Here is a 3718-nt window from a genome sequence, read left to right on the forward strand (position 1 = left end):
AAGCACTAGTAAGACATATACGGTTGCTTCTGGAGATAGCCTTTGGGCAATTGCTAATAAACATGGCTTATCTGTGAGCCAATTAAAGAATATGAATGGATTGACTAGTGATGTAATTTATCCGGGTAAACAATTATTGGTAAGTCAAACAAGTAATTCGTCAGCTACAGTTAATTTAATTAGTTTGAATACAACGAATACGAATAGTTCTTCGAATAACTTAAATAGAGCGGCTATTGTAGCTGAAGCAAATAAACATATCGGAAAACCTTATGCTTGGGGGGCGAAAGGACCAGATAGTTTTGATTGTTCGGGTTATACTCGCTATGTGTTCTTGCAAGTAACAGGACGTGATATTGGTAGCAATACAGTAGCTCAAGAAAAAGCTGGTACAATTATTTCTGTTGATCAAGCTAAAGCAGGGGATTTGTATTTTTGGGGTTCTCAAGGTAGTAGTTACCATGTAGCGATTGCTTTAGGAAACGGTTCATATATTTATGCTTCAGAGCCTGGTGACTTTGTAAAAATTGGCTCAGTAGCAAATTTTGCACCTGATTTTGCTGTACGGATGTAATAATCTTGACCTAGACAACATTTCTGCTATAGCAAATACGGAAAATAGTAGAAGAGAACGATTGTTAACTTGAATTTTATTGTAAAATTTGTTACGATAAAACCAACTTATACTTCACATTGACAAGGAACAGTAAAAAGTGATGCAGATTCAGAGAGAGTATGGTTGGTGCAAATACTCCTGACAACTTTTGAAGCTCGCCTTGAAGTGATGGGTGCTGAAAGTAGTAGGCATCCACGGTGACAATCGTTAACATGTTCAAGGTCAGCAATGTCTGATGAAGAATAGGTGGTACCACGTGTGAATGACGTCCTATAGGGAATATTACGTTCCTTATAGGACTTTTTGTATAAGGTTGTGAGGCGGCTCGGTAAGACATGAAGAAATTCGTGTGCTTACCTACCGTTGAGAAAATCGGATGAAAGGAGATTTTCTCAAACGGGAGGGCGAATTTCACAATGTCTGGCTGCCGAACACCGTGTATAAGGCCGATCAGCTACGATCGGATAAGCAATCAATATATGAAGTGTTCACACGACATGATTTCATCAGGACCCTTTAGCTAGTCTAAGGTTCAAGATATACCATATTTTTTAGGAGGAAAAGAAAGTGAATTACAATCACAAGACCATTGAGAAAAAATGGCAAAAGTATTGGGCTGCTCACAATACGTTCAATACAACAACAGATTCCGATAAGCCAAAATTCTATGCATTAGACATGTTCCCTTATCCATCTGGTCAAGGCTTACACGTTGGCCATCCAGAAGGGTATACGGCAACTGATATTTTATCTCGTTTCAAACGGGCACAAGGTTATAACGTCTTACATCCAATGGGGTGGGATGCCTTTGGTTTACCTGCGGAACAATATGCTTTAGATACCGGTAATGATCCAGCAGAATTTACCAAGAAAAATATCGAAACCTTCCGTCGTCAAATTAATTCTTTAGGGTTTAGTTATGACTGGAATCGTGAAGTAAATACCACTGATCCTGAATATTACAAATGGACGCAATGGATTTTCACAAAATTATATGAAAAAGGATTAGCTTATGAAGCAGAAGTTGCAGTAAACTGGGTGCCTGAATTAGGAACAGTTATTGCCAATGAAGAAGTGATCGATGGTAAGAGTGAACGTGGTGGTTATGACGTTATTCGTAAACCAATGCGTCAATGGATGTTGAAGATTACCGCTTATGCAGACCGCCTATTAGATGATTTAGAAGAATTAGACTGGCCAGAAAGCATCAAAGAAATGCAAAGAAACTGGATTGGTCGCTCGGTTGGGGCTAATGTAACCTTCAAAGTGGCCGGTACAGATAAAGAATTTACTGTCTTTACTACTCGTCCAGATACTTTATTTGGGGCTACCTATACCGTACTTGCGCCAGAATTGGACTTAGTAAAAGAAATTACGACACCGGAACAAATGCAAGCAGTGGAAGACTATATCGCCCAAGCAGCGAAAAAATCTGACTTAAACCGTACTGATTTAGCTAAGGAAAAAACTGGGGTCTTTACCGGAGCCTATGCAATTAACCCAGTCAATGGAAAAGAAATGCCAATTTGGATTGCGGATTATGTGCTTGCTTCATACGGTACTGGGGCGATTATGGCAGTTCCAGCGCATGATGAACGCGACTTTGAATTTGCAAAAACATTTGACCTTGAAATTATCCCTGTCTTAGCTGGGGGCGATGTAACGAAGGAAGCTTTCACAGAAGATGGCGAACACATCAATTCTGAGTTCTTAAATGGTTTAAATAAACAAGAAGCTATCGATAAAATGGTTGCTTGGTTAGAAGAAAATGGTGTGGGTAAAAAAGAAGTCAGCTATCGTCTTCGTGACTGGTTATTCTCACGTCAACGCTACTGGGGCGAACCAATTCCAATCATTCATTGGGAAGATGGCACAACCACTGCTTTAAGCGAAGAAGAATTACCATTGCGTTTGCCTAAAGCGGATAATATCAAACCAAGTGGTATCGGTGAATCACCATTAGCCAACATTACAGATTGGGTCAATGTGGTCGATCCTAAGACGGGCTTGAAAGGTCGTCGTGAAACCAATACTATGCCACAATGGGCGGGTAGTTCATGGTACTTCTTACGCTATGTTGATCCACACAACAAACAAGCCTTGGCCGATTATGAAAAATTAAAACAATGGTTGCCAGTAGATATTTACATCGGGGGAGCTGAACATGCGGTATTACACTTATTGTATGCTCGTTTCTGGCATAAATTCTTATATGATTTAGGTGTGGTACCAACGAAAGAGCCATTCCAAAAATTATTTAACCAAGGCATGATTTTAGGCGAAAACAATGAAAAAATGTCTAAATCTCGTGGCAATGTCGTCAACCCAGATGATGTCGTGAAACAATATGGTGCCGATACTTTACGTCTTTATGAAATGTTTATGGGACCATTGGATGCTTCGATTGCCTGGAGCGAAAATGGCCTTGAAGGTAGTCGTAAATTCTTAGACCGTGTATGGCGTTTGATTGTTGATGAAAATGGTAAACTGAGAGACCGTATCACGACCTTTAACGATGGTAAATTAGATAAAGTCTATAACCAAACTGTGAAGAAAGTGACAGAAGACTTCGAAAATCTACACTTTAACACAGCTATTTCTCAAATGATGGTCTTTGTCAATGAAGCTTACAAGGCAGATGCGCTTCCTTATGCCTATATTGAAGGTTTTGTTCAATTATTAGCGCCAATTGCTCCACATATCGCTGAAGAATTGTGGGAAATCTTAGGGAATGAAGGCGGCATTTCTTATGTGCCATGGCCTACCTTTGATGAAGCAGCTTTAGTTGAATCAGAAGTAGAAATTGTTTGCCAAATCAACGGAAAAGTCCGTGCCAAACTAATGGTACCAGTCGATAGTAGTAAAGAAGCCTTGGAAGAACTTGCTTTAGCCAATGAACAAGTCAAAGAACAAATTGCTGGCAAGACTGTCCGAAAAGTAATTGCTGTACCGAATAAATTGGTAAATATCGTAGCGAACTAGCAAATAAAAGGCTCTTTGTCAAGTAGTGTTGTTGGCAATTAAGTCAATTGGAGAGAAAGTTATTTTATGAATGCTTTCTCTCTTTTTTTATTTTCTTTCTTCAATCGATGCTTATGTACT

Annotated in this window: 2 protein-coding genes and 1 other annotated feature; both genes read left to right on the forward strand. The window is 39.4% G+C overall.

The features are described from left to right. On the forward strand, positions 1-574 hold a 574-nt coding region (locus ACTQZM_RS11755), incomplete at its 5' end, for a C40 family peptidase (protein WP_441653873.1). A gap of 110 nt (positions 575-684) precedes the next feature. Continuing rightward, positions 685-892, forward strand: a binding site (T-box leader). Positions 893-1183: 291 nt separating this feature from the next. Further along, a complete protein-coding gene (gene leuS / locus ACTQZM_RS11760; protein WP_441653874.1) occupies positions 1184-3598 on the forward strand; it encodes a leucine--tRNA ligase in 2415 nt (804 codons plus the stop codon). Positions 3599-3718 lie beyond the last annotated feature (120 nt).

Origin of the sequence: Enterococcus cecorum (genome assembly GCF_052119425.1) — a bacterium.
Taxonomy (GTDB): domain Bacteria; phylum Bacillota; class Bacilli; order Lactobacillales; family Enterococcaceae; genus Enterococcus_E; species Enterococcus_E cecorum_C.